Source organism: Pseudomonas sp. Ag1 (assembly GCF_000278565.1).
GTDB lineage: Bacteria > Pseudomonadota > Gammaproteobacteria > Pseudomonadales > Pseudomonadaceae > Aquipseudomonas.
In genome coordinates, this window is record NZ_AKVH01000092.1 from 59,419 (window position 1) to 77,925 (window position 18,507).

Annotated in this window: 16 protein-coding genes and 1 pseudogene; 8 read left to right on the forward strand and 9 right to left on the reverse strand. The window is 53.9% G+C overall.

The window, feature by feature from the left end:
- Positions 1-427 precede the first annotated feature (427 nt).
- Positions 428-877 carry an antitoxin Xre/MbcA/ParS toxin-binding domain-containing protein gene (locus A462_RS20640; RefSeq protein ID WP_032899223.1) on the reverse strand — a complete coding sequence of 150 codons (450 nt, stop codon included), beginning with the start codon at positions 875-877 and terminating at the stop codon, positions 428-430.
- 226 nt (positions 878-1,103) lie between these two features.
- On the opposite strand from A462_RS20640, the gene A462_RS0132405 reads away from it, so the two are divergent.
- The 3 genes from A462_RS0132405 (at position 1,104) to A462_RS34240 (ending at position 6,938) form a co-directional block, all read left to right on the forward strand.
- A complete protein-coding gene (locus A462_RS0132405; protein ID WP_157222835.1) occupies positions 1,104-4,874 on the forward strand; it encodes an ATP-binding protein in 3,771 nt (1,256 codons plus the stop codon).
- Positions 4,871-6,040: a hypothetical protein gene (locus A462_RS0132410; protein ID WP_032899226.1), complete on the forward strand. Its 1,170-nt coding sequence runs from the start codon at positions 4,871-4,873 to the stop codon at positions 6,038-6,040. Before A462_RS0132405 ends, A462_RS0132410 begins: the two co-directional genes overlap by 4 nt.
- Positions 6,041-6,293: 253 nt before the next feature.
- Positions 6,294-6,938: a hypothetical protein gene (locus A462_RS34240; RefSeq protein ID WP_157222836.1), complete on the forward strand. Its 645-nt coding sequence runs from the start codon at positions 6,294-6,296 to the stop codon at positions 6,936-6,938.
- 247 nt (positions 6,939-7,185) lie between these two features.
- Here the strand turns inward: A462_RS34240 and A462_RS20630 are convergent, their stop codons facing one another.
- The 3 genes from A462_RS20630 to A462_RS33295 are packed head-to-tail and all read right to left on the reverse strand — an operon-like array spanning position 7,186 to position 9,228.
- Positions 7,186-7,830, reverse strand: coding sequence for a hypothetical protein (locus A462_RS20630; protein WP_008433975.1), 645 nt, complete (start codon positions 7,828-7,830; stop codon positions 7,186-7,188).
- A gap of 8 nt (positions 7,831-7,838) precedes the next feature.
- On the reverse strand, positions 7,839-8,852 hold the full coding sequence (locus A462_RS20625; RefSeq protein ID WP_008433977.1) for an ImmA/IrrE family metallo-endopeptidase: 1,014 nt from the start codon (positions 8,850-8,852) through the stop codon (positions 7,839-7,841).
- A complete protein-coding gene (locus tag A462_RS33295; protein WP_202948676.1) occupies positions 8,833-9,228 on the reverse strand; it encodes an AsnC family protein in 396 nt (131 codons plus the stop codon). Before A462_RS33295 ends, A462_RS20625 begins: the two co-directional genes overlap by 20 nt.
- A gap of 86 nt (positions 9,229-9,314) precedes the next feature.
- Here A462_RS33295 and A462_RS20620 point away from each other — a divergent pair, with 86 nt between their 5' ends.
- A complete protein-coding gene (locus A462_RS20620) occupies positions 9,315-10,070 on the forward strand; it encodes a hypothetical protein (RefSeq protein WP_008433979.1) in 756 nt (251 codons plus the stop codon).
- On the opposite strand, the gene A462_RS20615 is transcribed toward A462_RS20620, so the two are convergent.
- The 3 genes from A462_RS20615 to A462_RS20605 are packed head-to-tail and all read right to left on the reverse strand — an operon-like array spanning position 10,053 to position 12,096.
- On the reverse strand, positions 10,053-10,664 hold the full coding sequence (locus A462_RS20615) for an ATP-binding protein (RefSeq protein WP_008433981.1): 612 nt from the start codon (positions 10,662-10,664) through the stop codon (positions 10,053-10,055). The two genes, A462_RS20620 and A462_RS20615, sit on opposite strands and share 18 nt — an antisense overlap.
- A gap of 15 nt (positions 10,665-10,679) precedes the next feature.
- Complete coding sequence (locus A462_RS20610; RefSeq protein ID WP_008433983.1) at positions 10,680-11,255, reverse strand: hypothetical protein; 576 nt, start codon at positions 11,253-11,255, stop codon at positions 10,680-10,682.
- Positions 11,248-12,096, reverse strand: coding sequence for a bis-aminopropyl spermidine synthase family protein (locus A462_RS20605; protein ID WP_008433985.1), 849 nt, complete (start codon positions 12,094-12,096; stop codon positions 11,248-11,250). The genes A462_RS20610 and A462_RS20605 overlap by 8 nt, the downstream gene beginning before the upstream one ends.
- Before the next feature lie 574 nt (positions 12,097-12,670).
- Here A462_RS20605 and A462_RS33300 point away from each other — a divergent pair.
- Complete coding sequence (locus tag A462_RS33300; RefSeq protein WP_083853200.1) at positions 12,671-12,994, forward strand: hypothetical protein; 324 nt, start codon at positions 12,671-12,673, stop codon at positions 12,992-12,994.
- A 550-nt stretch (positions 12,995-13,544) separates the two neighbouring features.
- Here A462_RS33300 and A462_RS20600 read toward each other — a convergent pair.
- Positions 13,545-13,829 carry a helix-turn-helix domain-containing protein gene (locus tag A462_RS20600; RefSeq protein ID WP_008433987.1) on the reverse strand — a complete coding sequence of 95 codons (285 nt, stop codon included), beginning with the start codon at positions 13,827-13,829 and terminating at the stop codon, positions 13,545-13,547.
- Between the two features lie 119 nt (positions 13,830-13,948).
- On the reverse strand, positions 13,949-14,410 hold the full coding sequence (locus tag A462_RS20595; protein ID WP_008433988.1) for a hypothetical protein: 462 nt from the start codon (positions 14,408-14,410) through the stop codon (positions 13,949-13,951).
- 548 nt (positions 14,411-14,958) lie between these two features.
- Between A462_RS20595 and A462_RS20590 the strand changes: the two are divergent.
- The 3 genes and pseudogenes from A462_RS20590 to A462_RS20580 all read left to right on the forward strand — a co-directional run.
- Positions 14,959-15,420, forward strand: a pseudogene (locus A462_RS20590) (DUF808 family protein); the annotation flags it as partial.
- Between the two features lie 34 nt (positions 15,421-15,454).
- Positions 15,455-16,438 (forward strand): GlxA family transcriptional regulator, encoded by a 984-nt coding sequence (locus tag A462_RS20585; RefSeq protein WP_008433993.1) that lies wholly within the window; start codon positions 15,455-15,457, stop codon positions 16,436-16,438.
- 71 nt (positions 16,439-16,509) lie between these two features.
- Positions 16,510-18,501: an FUSC family protein gene (locus A462_RS20580; protein WP_008433994.1), complete on the forward strand. Its 1,992-nt coding sequence runs from the start codon at positions 16,510-16,512 to the stop codon at positions 18,499-18,501.
- The last annotated feature ends 6 nt before the right edge of the window (positions 18,502-18,507 follow it).

An 18,507-nucleotide genomic window follows, 5' to 3' on the forward strand; every position in this document is an offset into this window, starting at 1 on the left:
ATCTTGTTGAACCCGTTCACTTGGGGCGACTTTAGTCCAACTAAAGTCGACACCATTTTGTAGCCTTTTTAAGCGGACGCTATGCTACGAGAACGCCGCTCTCATACCAAAACTTTCTAGCACCTGGTCGTTGTCGAGTGTGCGCAGTCGCCGATACTGTGGCGGCGACTGTCCACTTCTGGCCCCGTCCTGCCGGTCGTCTCTTGTGTGTGCATGGTCAACCGGAGGCAGACGGTGGTCGCCACGAATGCAAATGCCTGTCAGCGGCAATGCAATTTGGTGGTCATATGTTATCCATTTAAGCATTACAGTCGAAAAGAGTTCCCTGCTGTTCCGTCGTCGACTTTCTCATTCAACGCCCCATTCGAGTTTGAAGCAGTCAAAGGTAAAATCGGGTTGGCTGGAAAATTAGGAATCTTCAGTCAAATCAAAGCGCCAATCCTTCTACCCCCTGAATCAGCATTTCCTCTACCAGGCGAGTTCCCGGCATGGTTGACAGCAGACTGACTGGGCTGTTGCCTGATAATCGACCTTTGGGCTTGGTTAGCCAGCGTTTCGACTTTTCCCTATCTCCAAAAAATGCCTCAGACATGGCCAAGATATGGACAACACGAAACAGGCGATCACTCTCGGCCACGGTTAAGCGTTGCGCGCGGGTCAATCTCATTTTCAGCGCTCTGGGTGACATGATCTGGTCCCGTGCCTGCTTAGCTAATGCGCCAACATCATAAAGCGCCTTAACAGTCGCGGCGGCAAAACCCGCTTCGATCAATTCGTGGATAGTCTGAGGCGACGCATCCACGGGAATATGCAGCATGGCTTCCAGATGCTGCCTGTAAGCTACATAAATATGCCCGCGCATGATTTCAACAACCATGGACACCTCCATCATGACCGGCCTTTGTCCTACAGTATCCGGCAAGTGGTCTTCAGCAACGACCTTACCTATGATCTTACCCGCTCGGTAAGCCGGTCACCCTGAATTAGTCGACAAGTATTGCCTAGCGTGACCGTCCTGAACGCCGTTAAAGCAATGCACATTGGTCCGTGCTTTGAATGACGTAGAGGGTTCAATCCCATATTTTTTTGCTTGAGGCGTTTCAATGACTATTGAACAGGCACCCTCGGCGTCACCAGCCCCGATGCGCGCTGGTGGACGTGCCGCAGAGGCCGGTCTGGCTTTTCAGGCTGCGGTCGCCACTTGGTTCGCCGTGCACATTCTCGTTCGCGCGCCAGTCGGCAGCCGGTTTGGCATCAACCATCAGGCGTTGCCGGTTGCTGTCCGTCTTGAGACCGGGGAAAGCCTTGATGACATCGAGGTGTCGCAGTCGGATGGTGGTTCGCTTCATCTTCAGTGTAAAACTCGCGCAAGCCTAAGTTCAGGTTCCGGTGCGCCGCTTTACAAAACCGTTGGACAATTAGCTCGTTGGGTGGCCGACGCAAAGGCGGGGGACGGCCTTCCCGACCTGAACCGTAATGTCGCGCTGCTTGCGGTGCGCGCTGACGCGCCACGATCGCTGGATGACCTTGAATCAGGTTGTCGAGCGTTCGACCTCGGCGGGAGTTGGGCAGTGACCCGCCTCCAGCGCAACCAGGCTGAGCGCGACGCCCTTGGCGTATTCGAGGGCATTGCTTCGCCAGCCTGGACTGCACACCGTGGTGGTCCACCTGACGATGGCGATCTAACGGATCTGGCCCGTATCTTCCGTATCTCACGTTTCACTATGGACCAAGGTGACAGCGATTGGCGGGAGGTTTCTCAACTGCTTGGTCGTGCTCTGTACGGAAGTGAGGTGGCGGGTGATGCGCCGCTTCGTGATCTTGAGGGCGTCATGCGTGACCTGATTAGCAGTGGCGCACCCGCCGACCGCGATGGGTTGCTGCGAGCGCTGCGCCGTCGCGGACATAATGACATTGGTGCCCCTGGCTTCGAAGCGGACGTCGCCAGGTTACGTGCAGTGACCAAAAATGAACTCGCGCGATTAGCCATACATGGGCAGTTGCCGCTGGGTAGGGGCGCATCCATTGCGCGAGAGAGCGATGCTCCCCTGATAGCCGCCATTTTAGCCGGATCGCTACTTGTCATCGGCGAGCCGGGCGCAGGAAAAACCGGTTCGCTGATTCATGCTGCCGCAACGATCGCCGACGCTGGCGATACAGTGATTTTTCTCTCGCTCGACCGTTTTCCCGGCGTCGCTATCGCTGCGGATCTTGCATCCGAAATCGGACTCACGCACCCATTAGTTGAAACGCTGGCAGCCATGCCCGGCGGGGGCCACAAGATTCTCTTCATAGATGCACTCGATGCTGCCCGAGGCGCGCCATCCGAGGGAGTGTTCGCCACTTTGATTGAAAATGTGCGTCAACAACTTTCGGAAGACTGGATTGTTGTCGCGTCAATTCGCACTTTCGACCTCAGGAACGGCAGACGCTTCAAACAAGCATTTTTCGGGGTGGCCGCCGACTCTAATCATGCCGACAGCGGGCTGTCGGCTGTGCGTCACTTCCTGGTACCGCGCCTGAGTGAAACAGATCTCGCCAGTGTGGGAGCAGCGTCGCTGGAACTGGGTACTCTGCTCAGATCGGCCCCGCCGAAGTTGTCAGCGCTACTGCGAAACATCTTCAACTTATCCCTCGCGGCACAGTTGCTCGCCGACGGAACCGATGTAGCGGCATTCCGTGCAATTCGTACCCAGTTGGAGTTGATCAACCTCTACGCAGACGCGCGGCTTACCAGTACTCCGCTGCAGCAGGCCGCTGTTGCGACAGTGACCGTCATGGCCACTCGCCGGCGTCTGTCGGTGCGTAAGGTCACTATTGGGCATAGTGCTCTGGATGCGGTTATCCAGAGCGGCGTGCTTACTGAGTCAGGTGACTTGGTCAGCTTCGTGCATCATGTGCTGTTCGATCATATTGCTGGACGCTTCTATCTTGAATGGGATGATCCCGATGCTTTGCTTGCGCAGCTGGCGGGCGACACTACGATTGCACTGTTACTGGCCCCTGCACTGCGTTTCGCCGTCGAACAACTTTGGCGCGCCGACAATGCCGGGCGATCCCTCAGCTGGAAACTGATCACTGGCATTTTCCAGGCGAACAGCATTGACCCCGTTCTCGGAAACGTCGCACTGCGAATCGTGGTCGAAAATATTGAAGCCGAACAAGATATTGCCGGGCTGGTGGCACTCGTTGTCGGATCTCCTGCCGAGCCTTGGCTCGCACCATTGGCCACGCGTCTTGCCTTTTTTTCCAAAATTGTGTCTGAACCGAGCCGTTGCCTTACATCCCAAGTAGCGATCGCGTGGGGCCGGCTTGCGCTCGCGTTGCTTACAAGCGGTGAGCGCGCGTTGGTTCATCCCGCTCGCGTTTTGCTTCATACGTTGTTCGATAGAGGTGATTTTGAGGACGCCGCGTTTCAACAGATATTCGGCCAGGCGGCGCGCCTATTATTGCAATTGGCGTGGACACCTTCGTTATCCCTAGCCGGAAACAGCGTCAGTGCTATCCGCTTCGTCGGTAAGAGTTTTGCGTCGGATCCGACCGCATCGCGTGTGTTGCTCGATCGAATTCTGCGAGAGCCCCATTTCTCCCAACATGCCGATCAAGAGGCCACATGGCTCGCAGAACAGATTGTGCCGATCACGCGGGTTGACCCCGATTTCACAATCGAAATCTTTGCCGCGCTTTACGGTCAGGAAATCAACGACAACACTGCGTCGTGGTTCGGAGGGCAACGTAGTCGAATTATGCCGCTCACATCTAATCGGCAGCAGGATTTTGCGCATTGCCAGTGGCATCTTGGAACGGCAATGGGCAAGGTGCTTGCAATTTCTTCCTACCATGGCACGCGAGCTTTGATTGCTGGCTTGTTGGGCAAATGCGACGTCCGTGGCTTTGGGAGGGGAGATGCCGAGCAGATCAATCTCGGTGCGACGACGATCGAATTACGCGGCTATAAATATGAGCCCACTCCCTGGGATCAGGAAAAAGCACCTGGTCACAACAAAGAAGACGACCTGCTGCACCACTATGTATGTTTCTTGCGTGGCTGTGACACCGCGGCTTTTGAAGCCAGCGTTGCGGCGGCCTCATGTGCTTATGCCACCGCGTCAATATGGACACGCATATTTGGCATCGGCAGTGAGCGTCCTCAGGAGGTGGGTCATTTACTGTGGCCCCTTATTGAACGGCCGGATTTTTTTGAGAATCGGTGCGTTTATCGCGAAGCGGCTCGCTTTGTTGCGGCAGCTTGGCCGACACAAACTTGCGAGGCGCGCCTGAATTTTGAAGTGATGGCCACTGATGAAAATCGCTTCAAATCTGAAAAGGACAGGCTTCACTGGCATCGTATTCTTGGCGGCATCTTGGGGTCGGTGCCAGACGACTTGCTCGAGCTGTACGCGACGAAAACCTTGCGCGCTGAACTGGAGAGCGAGGACCTTCTGAACACAAAGCAGGCGTTCCAAAGGCGCACCGGCTATCAGGCCGATTTCAATATTGACGATTTTATCCTCAACCAAGTGCGCAACGCCGGTGCTGACGTCGAAGCGGGGCCCAACCGGGAGGTGTTTGACGCATCTAACGCGCTTCATGCCCTTGTCGAGCAGACACCTGTTGATTGCGAGTCAACCGAACTCACGGTTTTATGGCGTGAAGCCTCCGCGCTTTTAGCGTTAATTGATGCCCATCCAGGCCTGCAGGATCAGGTGGATCGAGCGGCTTGGGGGTATTTCACACAGGCTGTCGGACGGGTCGCTTCCAGCCCTAATTATTCACCTGGCACGCATGGCCTGCCGGACGTTGTCGTCATGCTCGAGCTTCTGGAGCGGCTTGCGTCCAGTCGGTACCCAGCGGCGAAGGAGGCGATATCATGAGTATTAGGTGGGGGCATGGGGACGTGCGTGTATTTGCCGCTAACGCGTCGATATCGTTTGCGGCGCGTTTCGCCGAGCAACACTCGGTCCTCTTTGATCGGCTTGAGGTATTTCTCTCCGATCCAGAGCCTGCAGTTCGGCTCCAGGTGGCGCAGGATCTTCAACTTCTCGCTGCCGTGAGTCCAGATCGCATGTGGGAAATGGGGGAGCGCATCGCTCAGCAGGAGACTCATTCCGAGATAATCGCTTCCTACCTCAACCATGCTTTGCGGCCCTTCATTCATTCGGAAATAGACCGCTGCGAGAAGGTGCTACAAATTCTCCAGGTGCGTATCCATTGCGAGTTTGATCAGGACACTGCAGGGCGTAATGACTTGCTCGAAGCCGTAGGTAGCCTGGCAATGGAGTTGTATGTTCGCCAAGGGCGTGCGCTTGCGCGTGTGTGGCTTGAAGACTGGGCGGGTGAACCCGAGCGTGTGGGCGCATTGCTCAATCATTTCTCCTCCTGTTTGCGCGGTGCACTATTTCGGCGTTATGCCGCCAAGGCCAATGCGGAGGAGTATTCAGCGTGCGACCGTGCACAGGACTGTCTCGCACTTGTCCTCAACTCATCAACGCTCGTCGCCGCCGAGGCGTACGGTGCACTTCAATCCGACGCTGTCGAGGCAGAAAAGAAGTCGGCTGGACTGCGGTACGATGCAGCGGAACTAAGCATCCATCATGCAATGAATCAACTGTATTTCGGCTCCGGCGCCCATGCCAGCGATCAACATGACAGTCCGGGTTTACCCGATGCTGCGGCGATGGCGAAATTCCTAATTGATTATGAAGGGGAACTGCGCTTAATTGCCCGCTCGCGCCAACCGTCGACACTGTATTATCTGATTGGATTGTACGGGTTCCTGATTCCAGGTAATCCCGTTGCGGTATTCGAGGCAATTCACGCGATATTACTTGGACGTGGTGAAGAGGAGGGCTATCAGTACGAGAGCTTGGGAAATACCGCTGTCGTGGAAATTCTGCAACGATACATTGCCGATTATCGTCTGATATTCGATGACGAAGGCCGACGTCACCGGTTGGTTGAAATTTTGAAGGTTTTTTCTGAGGTCGGGTGGACAGACGCGATGAAACTTCTATATGACCTTCCTGACTTGCTGCGCTAACCACAGCCATAAATGAGGCGTTGATGCGTAACAACACGCGTTTCGCGATCGTAGGGTATTGACTAGCCAATAAACTAAAGGTTTTTCTATAGACATATCGTCTGGTATCGGCGTAGAAGTTGGCATTTGGGTATCGCTCTCGGCCGGTTGGTGAAGGAGATAATGGACTGAAATACTGGCGAATTAGTGAGGCTGGTCACGGCCGCACAAATAGTTTACGAACCACTAAAATTTATGGATGTTCACGTTTAGTATGACAACGATCGTATGGGATACCCACTCTCTCTCTGCCGATAGTCGTTTGACCTTTGGCGGTGCGGTGACTAGGGAAAAGGCCAAGAAGATAGTTCAACCAGTTAATGCGTCTGTCCAGTTTGGAAAATCACCGCTTATCGCCGCAGCAGCGGCCGGTGGGGATTTTTATGTAAAACCTTGGCTTGCCTTTGTGCTAGAGCAGTCTCGGACGATGCATGATCTAATTAAATTTATTGAAAGTGGTCCATTACCAGAACATGCTATCTACAGCTTGTTCGTGCTCACTGACTCTGCCTGTTTCAAGTTTACTGCGAAACGCCTAAATTATGCTAAATCAAAAGTGCAGTTCGCGGATGTGACCAATATTCCATCAGCAAGCGGGTCAGGCGGGCATTTTGCGCTGCCTCTTGTCATCGATCATGGATTCTTGGTAGCAATCGCCCGAGCCGCCCGCCGCGATCGTAGTACTAACACTTATGTGGCATCAGTCGGGAGAATCCCTGGGGCGAAGACGCGCCGCATCGCTCAAAAGCAAATGGCAACAGCTATCAAAGTTGAAAAAAAGCTTTGGCGTAAATCCCGAATTCAGCAAGGTTGGCTGCCAGCGCCTATGAAGTGGTGCCTGATCAAACTTTTGTGTTGATCGAGCCACAGTGATTAGGTGTAGCCCAAGCAGCTTAGGCTGCGCGTGCAATGGAAGTGTGCCGTCGTGAGTTGCACCGCCGACGAACTGGGCTACAGCTGAAGGTTGTATTTCTTGCAGATGGCGAACCGCGCCGAAGGTGTTTGTAACGCCAGCGAGAAGTTTTGATTTTGGCCATATTACCGCTCACAACGCTAGTAAGTGGGTACCACAGGCAAACTCCCATCGGAAAAAGATAAAGGCGGCGTCAATCGAAAGGAGGGCCACTGCTTAGGATAGGTCCTAAAGCTTTTCGTACGTGGCCGACGTAGGAGGCGAGGCCGGCATGAATGCTTTCTTCAGCAGCGGCTATAGATACGCCAAACACGTTTGTCAGCGCTTTATCCACGCGCGGGTTGGTTCTGATGCAATGTTGAGTGGTGTGGTGGTCGAGCCGAACGAACCCCTGAATCAACGCCTCCAGCGTTATGACCTTGTTGCTCAGCAGTGGACTGATCTGCTCAAGGTCCTGTTCTGCTAGTCCTAACAAAGCCCGCTTGTCTCCGGTTAAAACTCTACCTTCTTCACTGTTTGCTGCGCCGGCGAACAGCAGGGCTTCACCTGGGTCGATGCCTGGTGCTGCGTTCAACACTTCAACGAGTTCAAGGTCGATCGCCTCAGGTGTTAGTTTTGTTGCACTGTCCAGAAAGGCTGTTATTTGTGCCGCTGCACTTTCTGTTTTGCACAACTCAAGTGGGCCACGCTTGGGCAGAAGTTTGTACCGGGCGGAGTCTAGTACGAAGATCTCTGTAGTTCCGGTTGGTGCGCTGAATAGTTCTAGTAATCGATGTAGCAGCCCATACTGCGCCAGCTTCAAAATCACGTCATTGTCTACGAAGAGTTTGAGCGCCATACGAAATCCTATTCGGCTGGCGCCACACGGCGCAGCAGTGCAGTAGTGTCATCGGGAAGGACATCTGCACGTATGCATCGCCAAAGCAGGTCGTTTACTACCGCTCCTGCAGGCGCAGCTCCTGCCTGGAGCATCTTTATCGCCGCCATGCCCAACGGCCATGCATTGTTGTGCTTGGCGAAATTGAGCACGACATGACCAGGATCCACGTGATTCGCTTTTCCATAGTTGACCGAAGCCTCTACCAACCCCCGTGCCGACATGTTGGCGGTGCCGGAGCCGTAGGTCGCATTTTCCCTTCCGTTCAGCAGGGTAATTGCAAATCGATCGGCGGCTTGTTCTTCTTCATCAGGGTCGTCGAGTGCATACGACTGTTCCCCTAACGCTTCATCAATCAGGATTTCGTCTGGTTCGATATGGCCCAGAGCGCAATGTCCGATTTCGTGGGCGATGATGAACAGTTGCCAAGCCCAGGACGTGCTTTTCTTTGAAAGGATAATGATCGGCCGACCGTCTATTAAGGTCACCATGCCATCCATTTTGGGCAGGCCGTCCCCGACATGATCCAAGTAGATCACAGGTACTCCATGTCGCCAGCATGCTTGAAGCAGGTTGCGCAGCCCTAGCCAATTGCCGCCCTCAGTGCCCAGGATCTCTGCGCGAAGCTCCAGCGGATCTGTAGGGAAGGGGGTGTAGCTGAAAGGGGTTGAGTAGGCAACTGATTCGGCAACAAACATTGCCAAGGATGTAGCAGCACTGAGATTTTTGGATTTGTTCGGAATGGATCGTTTGTACTTCGTATCTCGTCGATGCAGCGTCTCAAGGCCAGGGTTATCGGAGAATAAAGGAGCAACCCTCAACCCCAATCGCTTCGCTAAGATAGACGCCACTTCAAGCGTCGCACCTTGGTCCTGTAGCATCTCGCTGGTGACCCATTCAGGCAACAGTGATTGCTGGAAGTCCCGCGGGTAACCTGCGGACTCCAGTGCGCCAAAAATACGGTCAATTTGTGTGGCCGGCATTTCGACCTCCTTCAGCGGTTAGCTTGGCAGAATGATCAGGCTGTCGCGTACTCAGCCCTTTCAGACTCCGGATAACCTTGATCAACGCCCGGGCATGTGCATCCGAACCATCCCATAATGTCATTATGGCACTCTTGAGTTGCTCCTCCATAGAAGCTTCTTCAGGGGGGCTTCTCAATTCACTTAGGCCATAGAATTTATATAGCTTATTGAATTGGCCACTGAATCGGAGTCGGGAGTGCTGGCCGCTGCGCAAACGCCATACCGTCGGTTGTGAAACCCCGCTTTTCCTAGCAATTTCGGCATCACTACGACTATCTTGTTTCAGCGCTTCGACAAGCTTGGAGTATGACGCTTGGATTTCAATGTTATTCATGATATTCACTATAGGTGAATTCATTTTCAAAGTGAATTAGAGTTTGGTACCCTTAGCGCCGTTAAAATACTCCTGGTACCCCACTGATGATTCCTGCCACTTTTTGTTGGACCAAAATGGGAGTTGAATCAGGCGAAAGCCTTGATTTGATTATCCGTCGCAAGGACTGGGAGCGTCAGCTGGGTAGTGGCTTGTTTTTCTGGGGTATAGGTCAATCCATGGGTGAGAATGCCCGAGATGCGGCGATGTCGATGGATGAGCAGATGAAGGTGTTGTTTTCGCCGATGTCCAGCAAGGCCAAGCGCATCGATGTTACCCCGGGAGATGTTTTCGTTTGGAACAGTTGGATTGACAACAAAGGCAATTCACTGCCACTTCCAGACCACGTCTTGATTACGAGTCGCGCCGATTTGCCTTCGGGTAGACGCAAGTCAAGTCACTATGCGTTGGTATGTAAATCTACTGATAGCCTGGGGAGGGGGACGGACCTGCAAGTGACTGCGGCTTGTTTGAGAAACTTCTCCAGCGACAAGCCACTAGGCGCGTCTCAGGTGACTGCCGTTGTACGAAATGCCGAGTTTGCTCTCAGCGGTAATGTTGCTAAAAAATATGACGTGAGTTTTGTTGCCCATATGGAGGCGCCTTACTCGGTGCAGTTGGCTGACCCTACGCTGTTGTCGCCTCGGGATGTCTTGTCCATTGGCGAAGTATCATTGAATGGCAATCTTGAGGATTGGGGGCGCCTCGTTTCGCTGCTGCGTGGAAAGCGCAAGCCAGGCTTAATTGCTCCATACACCCTCGATCTGTTCGGTACCGATTGCGCCTTAGCTGCCGCTGTCTGAGTAGATTGAGCGGGGTATTCGGGAAACCTGCATGAAGTTTTCCAACAGCTCTCCCTCCGCCCTGGCTGCGTCAAGATAATAGAGCGACGCGCCGGTCTCAAACGCATACACAGATGCCAGATTGCATTGAAGATCGACATGTCGCTCCAGCTCTGTTTTGGTCGGCAATGGACGACCTGCAGCATCTGCTTGGATACGATTGGCCAGGGTGTGCGCATCGGCGTATAAGCAGGTGATTACGTCAGGTGCCAGCTGTCTCAGCATCTCCTTCGTGAAAGGGGTCACCCGAAAGCCGAAACTCTCTATCGTCACGGGGTGCGAATCAATGATCAGGAAGCCGTTTTGGTTTTTGAATCGCTGTGCCAGTTGTACAAGTTCGGCATCTACCGCCTCCACATCATCACGAGTGATCAACTTGGCCGATTGTTCGCGCAAGTCCTTCTGGTCAATGGCCCCCACACGTGACGAAACGATCCTCGCAAGCTCCTTGCTGTAGGTAAAAACCATTACCTGGTCCGCTTTTTCGGCCAAGTTTCGGGTCAATGTGGATTTTCCGGTGGCTGGTGCGCCCGTCAAATAGATGATTTTTCCCATCCGTGATTTCTCCGTTCAATCCCTTAAAAAGACTGCGTACGGGGGTTTTACCCTTGCAATTAGACCAATCTGTTTAATTATCCGCTGCTCAGGGGGAGGCGGAATATGAGGTTCGTGATAAATCAGGCAGCCTTTATCGTTTTGGCCCTTCAGGTACTCAGCGGCAATTTTTCCTCGGGACTGCCCGAGACCTACCTCAAATGCATTGAGGTCAACTTCGAATTCTTCGACTTTGAGTTCGTCTAGGACCAAGGCAAAGCGCGAGCCGCGTACTTCAATTCCTTTAGGTACAGCAGTCCAATCGACACCATCCTCTGAATATTCAGAAGCTGCTACAGGCGGAGCCGTGTGTTTTGAATTCATCTCATTCATTATGATAAGCAGATGCTTGCCAGCGTCTTGCATCGTTCGTCCAAACGGTTGAACCATGGTGCGCGGATGGCAAGAGCTGCCGCCATATCCCCAGAAAATTGAACCCGAAGCTTCAAACTCCTGCTGCTTTCTTTTTACGATATCTTCCAGAGTCTCCGATGCATGGAGGCCTACCTTCATGAAGATCACACCTTGTCCATCAATCAGGGGATTAGGCATCTGGAACCTCCTTGTAGTGTTCAAGTGAATAGCGCTGTTCGGCTTCACGATTGACATTAAGACTTGGTTTTTCTCTCACGTATTTATACGTGAGAGGATTGTTGTTTCCATAAAAATTGCGTAACCGGTCAGTCGACAGTCGTTTTGAAACCGTCTCCATCAAATCTGGCCGCACCCGCCGAAACAGGCAAGAGCAGGAACGTAAGTCGGGGGCATCATCCAAGTGGTAAAGATGAAGTTGGGGAAGCATTTCCGATACGACGTACCCCAAGTCAATGGCTCTTTTTTGGGTGTCTCGGAGAACTTCTTGTGTCCACGGAAGATCGGGATCATCTGCGATTACCACGATGCCCAAACCTTTTTGATGGGTTGCCTGACTGCCACGTTCCAAGAATGCGGTCACGCTTTGGCCAGCGTTACTCGCGCCCCAGGGCGGATTGATATGGAAACCATCGTAGGCACCGAAGTGCTCTTCAGGTAGGGGATCAGCCACATTGTAAAGCTGAGCCGTTATGTGGACGTCAGGAGCCAGCTTTTCGCCAAAACGCAGGACCGAGTTGACGATACGCTCGTCAAAGTCGAGTAGTGTGATAGAGGACGGGCCATAGTCGACAACCTTTTGTGCCTTCAGGTGGGCTGCAGAAAGCGCGATTCCGTCTCCGTCTCCCACGAAAATGACTTTCTTGCCGTCGAACACCCGCGCAACGTATTCCGCTTGGACAACCATGTCGGCGACCTTCATGTAAATTTGGTCGAACTCTCGCAGCGGAGCGGGTCGATTCATGACTACATCGGAAATACTATTGATTGCGAGTCTAAGATCGAACTTCACTATAAACATCCCTGTGCAGTTTTATTGTGAGTGACGCTTAGGTTTTCAGGTGTTGTAGCTAAGGGCCAGCATAATCAAGGAGACTGGTAAACGGAAGATCGTTGCACCTTTATTGTTGCTTTCTCCCGTCTGCAGCCCAAAATAATTCAAATAAGTACGATGCGACTCTTGAGTGAGCGCGCATTTGCGGTCGAGAGGCGGCTATTGGTGGGTGAGTCAGTCGCGTGAGCACCTTGAGCACCTTGAGCATTGAGAGTGTATGCCTGTAAGGTATGCAGATATTGGCATTCAGGACGTGCGTAAAACTCCTAAGCGTGCGCGTTGACCTCGAAGTTGTCGACAGACGACTGGCGTGCATTTTTTTGATGGGGCTCCCAGGAACCTATTTACTATGCCGGGATGATACTTCTAGTAAGATAACGTTTGTCCATATGACTTGAGATCATCTGCGAATACAGCGAGCACATGCGAATATTTAATATTTCAACAAGAGTGGTTGTCGTACTTACCTTGTGCAACGCACCGCTGTCGCTGGCTTATAGTGTTTTTCAAACCGATTTCTAAATACGATGAGATACACAATATGAGTATAAAGCTGAGTGAAGAGGAAATGCGTCGAGCCCTATTCGGCTCGCCTAATCAATCAGTTCCTACGTCGTCACCTGAGCCACAATCAACCGAGGAGGTAACATCCAAGCCTCACTCTGCGCCACGAAAACCAGCCAAGCTTTTGTCTCAAAAGTTACGAGTTACGCTCAGCGTTACAAAGGAATTCGAAGGCAGTGCGGAATTATTTGTTTATGATGTTAATACTCTAAGTTCGTTGGTTGCCGAGCTAGAGGCTAAAAAAGAAGCAAAAAAATTGAAGTTCAAATATTTCGAGTTGATTTCGGTTAAGGCTGTTTAAGGCACGCTTGAGGCAGCTTTTTATAGTGCTTTTTAATTGTTTGGTATTCGGAATTTAAATGTTTTGCTGTATGCTGCAACCTGATTGAGTATGTTGTATCGCCACCTCTATTGTCAGGTAATGGAAATCGACGAAGATATATAGGTGTCGCTGCTTGCTTTAATTTATCCATTCTTTAAACTGGCGACATACTCTATGTTGTCATTGCGCTAATTTTGCTTTACATAGCAGGTACGTGCATGGCAACAATATACCTGCCTATAAAATAATCGCTCGAGGACCCCATGAAAGGAAAGCGGAAGGATAAAGCCATCAAGTGGCGTTTTAAGAATTCACATGAGGTCAACGCTCACTGCTTGCTATCGAAGAGGTCTTTGAAGTCCGCTCATAGGTTTCTGGACGCAGCATTGGCCCATGGTCCAGACTTCGAGCCTTTGGGAGTACTCGCGGGGAAACATTGATACGGTGCACCGAGCGCGTGAAAGTGTTTTTCAGCGAAAGCCTGGTAGGTCGGTAGCGCACTGCTGTACTACTGCCTGGAACATGAATATCAACCGCGGTGCATTTTTTTTAGTCCTTTGAGTTCAGATGCAACCTTGGCTAGAAGTTGCTCCGCACTGTCTGGTCCCATTTTTTCGTAAGCAGCAGTCAGTAGTGTGAGCGGATGGATCTCCAAGTTTTTGGCAATCTCCACTATTTTTGGCAGTGTTGGAGCCTTCAGTCCGCCCTCAACCTCACTGATATAGCCTTGGTTAGTGCCTATCGCGCCCTGAGGAAGGCCCTTGTCTCGACGGATGGATTTGACCGTTTCTCCAAATGATTCTTTGAGTTCCATTTGCTTTCCCGCAAAAGGAACGATAAGGCCTTGCTTGAGCGAAAATCTCTATACGCTATAGAGATTTTTGCAGGGGGCTGGGTAGTTATTGCTTGTTCCGTTGGGATGTTCACTCTGTGTTACTGCATTGGGCCGTAAAGCTGCAGTAGTCCCGAGGCTAGGCGTTGAGGATTCGGTTTTGAATCGTGATCTTGAAGATGCTGGGCCCTATAGATAATCCGAGATCGCTTTTTTTTCCTCAGGTCCAGTTCTCCGATTTTGTACATCGACTCACTGGTGCGATACATGACTGCGCTACCTGGTGATTCAAGCCCCTCAACAATCGTTACACTGACCAAATCTTCTAAAACCCAATGACTCCTCCCGCTGACCGAGGGCGGGCACATCATTTGTATATGCTTAATTTCTACACCCTTTGCGAAGAGTAAGTATCGATAAAGGGTATAGGCACACTCCAGCAGCGCTGCTCGGTTCGACTCTCCGGTTTCCAAGGAAGTGATGGTCGCGACGAAGCACGGACCTTCGATTTCTGCATGAAACCAGGCCCGCACTGTTTTATCTAGTGGGTCATAAACGAGCATTGCTTAAAGCTCCGTAAGCTAGCTTTGATAAAGGTGGATTGGGAGTTTATCTTATTGTATATGCTATAGCGATATATTTAGTAAATTGACTAGTCTTACATCATTCTTGGATTTCAATGTCGCGGCGACAGGTTCAGCATATAGCGTGTAAATCGTTGCGATTTTTGGTGCGATTAGTCCAGACCTGGTTGAAAAATAAGGGGGGGACATCCCATTCCGAGGTTTTGCCCTTGGGTGATACTCGAATTTCCGGGTCTTGAAAAAATTCTGCTCTTAATTTTAAGTCTTGCAATGGGGCTCGTTGCTCTCGAGGTGCGTATCACCTGCCTCCCGTTTAATACTTACGATTTTCTGTGTGCTTGAGTTGAGACGTACGGATGTCAAGTGATTGCATCTTGTAATGGTTCTGCGTCTCTGAGCGCAGCGACCTACCGAGTTAGTTCGAGGAGGCTGCAAAGGCTTTGTGCAGTTTCGCTATCTGCACAGGGACATATTAAGCTGAAGCCCCCGAAGTACCTTGAATTGGGCATATTTTCGGTGGCTTAAACGTTTTCTCCGCCGAAATCATCGCCATCACCCTCGGTACCGTGGCCGATGCACCGCTGATGCAGCAAGTGATCGTGTTGTCGGGTATCGCCATCGTCATGACCATCGGCGTCTACGGCTTGGTGGCCGGTATCGTCAAGCTCGATGACCTGGGCCTGTGGCTCACCCAGAAGCCCGGCCAGGCGGCGCGCAGCATTGGCGGGGCGATCCTGCGGGCGGCGCCGTACATGATGAAAAGCCTGTCGGTGATCGGTACGGCGGCGATGTTCATGGTCGGCGGTGGCATCCTGACCCATGGTGTGCCGGTGGTGCATCACTGGATCGAGACCGTGAGCCAGAGTACTGGCGGCCTGGCGTGGTTGATGCCGACGTTGCTCAATGCCGTGGCGGGGATCATTGCCGGGGCCGTGGTGTTGGCGGTGGTCAGCGTGGTGGGTAACCTCTGGAAGCGTGTGAGGGCATAGGCATTTGATCGAGCGACGGCAATTCAGCGGGGGCATGAAAGGCAAAAACCTCCGCTACCTGAATGAAAATCCCGGCGAGGCCCGTCAGACGGTGCGTGCGGGATTTGTGTTGCTCGAACATTTTTCGCTGCCGGCGTTTACCCAGGCGCTGGATACACTGATCACCGCCAACCTGCTGCGGCCCGCTTCTTTTTCTACCTCGACCTTCGGCTTGCGGGAAGGCGAGGTGATCAGTGACCTGGGGCTGGTGATCCGGCCCGATGCGCGGCTTGAGTCTTCGGTGCTTAAAGCGTTGGACCTGTTGGTGATATGCGGTGGCTATCGCACTGAACTGAAGGCTGCGGAGGAGTTTATCCACCTGCTGAAAAGCGCCTCGGAGCAGGGTGTGAGCCTGGCCGGTTTGTGGAATGGTGCGTGGTTCCTGGGGCGTGCGGGATTGCTGGGCGGCTACCGCTGCGCCGTGCACCCGGAACATCGCCCGGCCCTCGCTGATTTCTGCAAGGCGACGCAGGTCAGCAGCGAACCCTATGTGATTGATCGCGACCGGCTGACGGCGTCGAGCCCGTCCGGGGCGTTTCATATGGCGCTGGACTGGATCAAGGGGCTGTACGGCAAAGCGCTGGTGGAGGGGATCGAGGACATCCTGGCGTTTGAGGAGTCGCGCTACCGGCGGGTGAAACCCACGGAAAACGTGTGCTTGAGCGCACCCCTGCGCGAGGTGGTCAACCTGATGGACGCCAACCTCGAAGAGCCTCTGGAGCTTGAGCAACTGGCCGTTTATGCGGGCCGTTCCCGACGCCAGTTGGAGCGTTTGTTCAAGGAGCAGCTTGGCACCACGCCCCAGCGTTATTACCTGGAACTGCGCATCACCGAGGCCCGTCGGCTGCTGCAACACACCGAGCTGTCCCAGGTGGATGTGCTGGTGGCTTGCGGGTTTGTCTCGCCGAGCCATTTCAGCAAGTGCTACAGCGCCTACTTTGGCTACAGGCCATCCAAGGAAAAGCGCCTGGTCAAATAGCCTGAGATTGGCATTCGCCACAAATATAGATACGATGCTAATCATTAGCTTGCTATCTATATGTGGGTTTAATGAAATCCTCCACCTTCCAGCTCCCTGATTTCTGGCAGGCGACGTTGACCCCGTCCCGTAGCGATCTGCTGTTTGCCTTGCGCAACATGATCGCCGGCGGGGTCGCGTTGTACCTGGCCTTCTGTTTTGACTTGCAGCAACCGCAATGGGCCCTGACCACCGTATTTATCGTGGGCCAGTCCACCAGCGGCATGGTCCTGGCCAAAGGCGCCTATCGGCTGGTGGGTACGTTTGTCGGGGCCATGGTTTCCATCGCGATGATCGGTGTATTTGGCCAGGCGCCGCTGCTGTTCCTGCTGTGCATGGCGCTGTGGCTGGCGTTCTGCACCACGGGGGCATCCTTGCTGCGCAATCATGCGTCCTATGGGTTTGTGCTGGCGGGTTACACCACGGCGATTATTGCGCTGCCCGCTACGGCGGCACCGCTGGGAGTGTTCGATGAGGCGGTGGCACGCTGCCAGGAGATCAGCCTGGGGATTCTTTGTGCCTCCATCGCCAGTACGATTCTGTGGCCGCGCCGGGTCGAGCAGGTGCTGGCGGTTCAGGCGCGCGCCGCCTGGCAGGCCGGGGTGCGGGCTGCCGCTTCGGAGCTGTTGGGTACCGACCAGCGTAAAGGCTTGCTCGAAGCATTGAGCCGCCTGGTGGCGGTGGACAGCCAGCGCGACCATGTCTGGTTTGAAGGGCCCAAGGGCCGGCGCCGCTCCCAGGCCTTGCGGGTGCTCAGCCGTGATCTGCTTAGCCTGCTGCGGGCGGCGCGGGGCGTGGCGCGACAGCGGATGATGCTCGATGAAACGGCGGCGGTCGGGCCACTGATTGAAGCGGTGGCTTCGGCGTTGCAGCAGGAGCGTCTTGATGAACTGCCCGAGTTGTCACAACGGCTTGGCCTGGCGTTGCAGGATCCGCAGCTTGGCCAGGAGGCGCACTTTTGCCTGGTGCAACTGGCGCAGGTGTTGCGCTTGATTGAGCGGGGTGCATTGACGCTGTCGGCGGTCGAGCAGGGCAGGGTGCCGCCCGGCGCACCGGGGGCGATGTCCTGGCACCGGGATATCGAGCAGGGGGTGCTTGGCGGGCTGCGCAGTGCGTTGGCGTTTCTGGCGGTCGCGGCGTTCTGGATCTTTACGGCATGGCCTTCGGGTTTGGGCGCGGTATCGATTTGTGGCGTGGTGTTGAGCCTGTTTGCAGCGCGGGAAAACCCGTCGGCCTCCAGCCTGAATTTCCTCAAGGGCATAGCGCTGTCGATCCCGGTGGCCGGTTTTGTGTGCTTCGTGCTGTTGCCCGGCTTCGATGGCTTTCCCCTGTTATGCCTGGCGTTGGGAGTGCCGCTGTTTTTCGCCTCGTTGTGCATGAGCCGCCTCAAGCTAGCGGCCACGGCCTCGGCGTTCTGCATCTTTTTCGTCAACAACGTCGGGCCCAGCAATGTGATGACCTATGACTTCGCCGCGTTCCTCAACAAGGCCATCGCGACGTTGGTGGGTGTCGGGATTGCCGTGGTGGTGTTTCGGCTGATCCAGCTCAATCCCGGCGAGCATCACTATCGGCGGATGTTCAAGGCTTCATTGTTCGACCTGGCGCAATTGACTTCCCGTCCCCTGGAGCAGGCTGAAAGCTGGTTTGGCGGGCGCATGGCGGACCGGCTGATTCGCTTGTCGCGCTACAGCGAAACCTTGCCTGCCGATCGCCGTGTCCACTGGGATAACGGATTGCTGGGGCTGGACCTGGGGGATGAGTTGCTGGAGTTGCGCGCCTGCCTGGCGGACAGCCGGGGTGCGTTGGCGATTGAGCGCGATCGCTATTTGCGGGCATTGGAGTCGGTGTTGGAGGAGGGTGGACCGAGCGTGGCGAATGAGTTGCTGATGGATGCGGCCAGCGTTGCGATGCTTGAAGCGCTTGAACAGCCTTCGGGATTGGCGGAGCAGGATCGGGAAATGGCCAGGGCGGCCGTGCTGCAACTGCGGTTTACGTGGCGTAAGTGGTGTCGGCGGGGGATGTAGGCGCTG

Bases quoted from the DNA above. Each gene is read 5' to 3' on its own strand.
- A462_RS20640 (WP_032899223.1), bottom strand. From the start codon at position 877: ATGGTTGTTGAAATCATGCGCGGGCATATTTATGTAGCTTACAGGCAG.
- A462_RS34240 (WP_157222836.1), top strand. From the start codon at position 6,294: ATGACAACGATCGTATGGGATACCCACTCTCTCTCTGCCGATAGTCGT.
- A462_RS33300 (WP_083853200.1), top strand. From the start codon at position 12,671: ATGAGTATAAAGCTGAGTGAAGAGGAAATGCGTCGAGCCCTATTCGGC.
- A462_RS20595 (WP_008433988.1), bottom strand. From the start codon at position 14,410: ATGCTCGTTTATGACCCACTAGATAAAACAGTGCGGGCCTGGTTTCAT.
- A462_RS20625 (WP_008433977.1), bottom strand. From the start codon at position 8,852: ATGCCGGCCACACAAATTGACCGTATTTTTGGCGCACTGGAGTCCGCA.
- A462_RS20605 (WP_008433985.1), bottom strand. From the start codon at position 12,096: ATGTTTATAGTGAAGTTCGATCTTAGACTCGCAATCAATAGTATTTCC.
- A462_RS20610 (WP_008433983.1), bottom strand. From the start codon at position 11,255: ATGCCTAATCCCCTGATTGATGGACAAGGTGTGATCTTCATGAAGGTA.
- A462_RS20600 (WP_008433987.1), bottom strand. From the start codon at position 13,829: ATGGAACTCAAAGAATCATTTGGAGAAACGGTCAAATCCATCCGTCGA.
- A462_RS33295 (WP_202948676.1), bottom strand. From the start codon at position 9,228: ATGAATAACATTGAAATCCAAGCGTCATACTCCAAGCTTGTCGAAGCG.
- A462_RS20580 (WP_008433994.1), top strand. From the start codon at position 16,510: ATGAAATCCTCCACCTTCCAGCTCCCTGATTTCTGGCAGGCGACGTTG.
- A462_RS0132410 (WP_032899226.1), top strand. From the start codon at position 4,871: ATGAGTATTAGGTGGGGGCATGGGGACGTGCGTGTATTTGCCGCTAAC.
- A462_RS20630 (WP_008433975.1), bottom strand. From the start codon at position 7,830: ATGGCGCTCAAACTCTTCGTAGACAATGACGTGATTTTGAAGCTGGCG.
- A462_RS20620 (WP_008433979.1), top strand. From the start codon at position 9,315: ATGATTCCTGCCACTTTTTGTTGGACCAAAATGGGAGTTGAATCAGGC.
- A462_RS0132405 (WP_157222835.1), top strand. From the start codon at position 1,104: ATGACTATTGAACAGGCACCCTCGGCGTCACCAGCCCCGATGCGCGCT.
- A462_RS20585 (WP_008433993.1), top strand. From the start codon at position 15,455: ATGAAAGGCAAAAACCTCCGCTACCTGAATGAAAATCCCGGCGAGGCC.
- A462_RS20615 (WP_008433981.1), bottom strand. From the start codon at position 10,664: ATGGGAAAAATCATCTATTTGACGGGCGCACCAGCCACCGGAAAATCC.